Origin of the sequence: Micromonospora sp. GCM10011541, assembly GCF_042650725.1 — a bacterium.
Taxonomy (GTDB): Bacteria; Actinomycetota; Actinomycetes; order Mycobacteriales; family Micromonosporaceae; genus Micromonospora; species Micromonospora sicca.
Map to the genome: position 1 here is coordinate 1 of NZ_JBHSBP010000124.1, position 1,774 is coordinate 1,774.

1 protein-coding gene is annotated in these 1,774 nt (G+C 68.2%); it reads left to right on the forward strand.

Annotated elements, in window-relative coordinates; translation table 11 throughout:
• Positions 1-15: 15 nt before the first annotated feature.
• Positions 16-1,774: hypothetical protein (locus ACFOYX_RS36220; RefSeq protein ID WP_377534825.1), on the forward strand; the 1,759-nt coding region annotated here is incomplete at its 3' end.

Below are 1,774 nucleotides of genomic sequence, written 5' to 3' on the forward strand. Positions count from 1 at the left end.
GGGCGGGTGCGGGAGGTGCCGTGTGACGAGGAGGAGCTGATCGAGGCGGTCGATCAGGCGAACCGGGATCAGGGCGGCACGTTGAAGCTGGCCGAGCACTGCACCTACGAGTTGAGCTTCTCCGACAAGAAGGACCTCGCGGGTCTGCCGACGATCAAGCAGGACATCACGATCAAGGGCAACGACTCGACGATCAAGCGGGACTCCGAGGACGCGTTCCGGATCTTCCGGGTCGCCGACGGTGGTGACCTGACCCTGAAGGACCTCACCGTCAAGGGCGGCAACGCCTCCGAGTTCAAGTACGGGTCGGGGCCGTCCTCCGGCTCGCAGGGCTCCGACTGGCAGGGCTCCGACTGGCAGGGCTCCGGCTCGCAGGGCGCCCCGGGTGGCGCGCCGGGCGCCGCGGGTGCGCCGGGTGCCCAGGGTGCGCCGAGCGGCGCGCCGGGTGCCGCGGGTGCGCCGAGCGGCGCGCCGGGTGCCGCGGGTGCGCCGGCCGCCCAGGGCGGGCCGGGCATGCAGATGGCGCCCGCCGCCCAGACCGGAGCGGCCGTGCAGGCCGCGCCAGTGGCCCTGGCCGCGCCGGCCGCGCCGGCCGCACAGGGCTCGGGCCCGGGTTCGGGTTCGCAGGGCTCGGGTTCGTGGTCGGGCGACAAGGACAAGAAGGACGACCGCAAGAAGGACGACCGCAAGAAGGACGGCGAGGGCGACGGCGGCGCGCTGCTGGTCGAGCGTGGCGGCAGCGCCCACCTGAAGAACGTGAAGCTGACCGGCAACAACGCCGAGAACAACGGCGGCGCGATCGCCAACTTCGGCCGGGTCGACATCGAGGACAGCAAGGTCGAGAACAACCACGCCCAGGAGGACGGCGGCGGCATCTTCAACCGCGGCACCCTCAAGGTCAAGGACACCCACATCAGCAACAACACCGCCGGCAAGAACGGCGGGGGCATCGCCAACGGCAACGGCAAGCACGACGACCACGACAAGAACGACCACGACAAGAACGGCTACGACAACAGCACCTACCACAACGGCGGCTACGACAACGGCGGCTACGACAACAACGGCCACGACAAGGACCGCAAGGACCGCGACGAGGCCGGAACCGTCGAGATCACCGGCTCCGCCAAGGGCAAGGACGAGGTCAAGAGCACCATCGACAACAACAAGGCCGGCAAGAACGGCGGCGGCCTGTCCAGCTCCGGCGGCACCGTCACGATCACCCTGACCGTGATCAGGAACAACACCGCCTGCGAGAGCGGCGGCGGCATCTACGCCCTCGACACCGACCTCAAGCTCGACAAGGTCATCGTCGCCAAGAACCACGCCGACAAGGACGGCGGCGGCATCGTCAACACCGGCGGCGAGGACAAGAAGGACTGGTCCTCCAACGGCGGCGACAAGAAGGACGACGGCGACAAGAAGGACGAGAAGAAGTCGGACGCCACCGCCACCATCTCCGACAGCGACATCGTCGACAACACCGCCGGACGCTTCGGCGGCGGCATCTTCAACGGCGACACCGACGTGAAGATCGACGAAGGCTACCAGGACAAGAAGGACGGCAAGGACAACAACGCCACCCTGACTCTGCGGGACACCGAGATCAAGGGCAACACCGCCCTCAACGGCGGCGGCATCTTCAACAACAAGGGCACGGTCACCCTGACCGACACCCGCGTCACCAAGAACACCGCCACCGACCCGTCCAAGAACCACCGCGTCGCCGGCGGCATCCTCAACAACGAAGGCACGGTCGAGCTCGACGACGAGT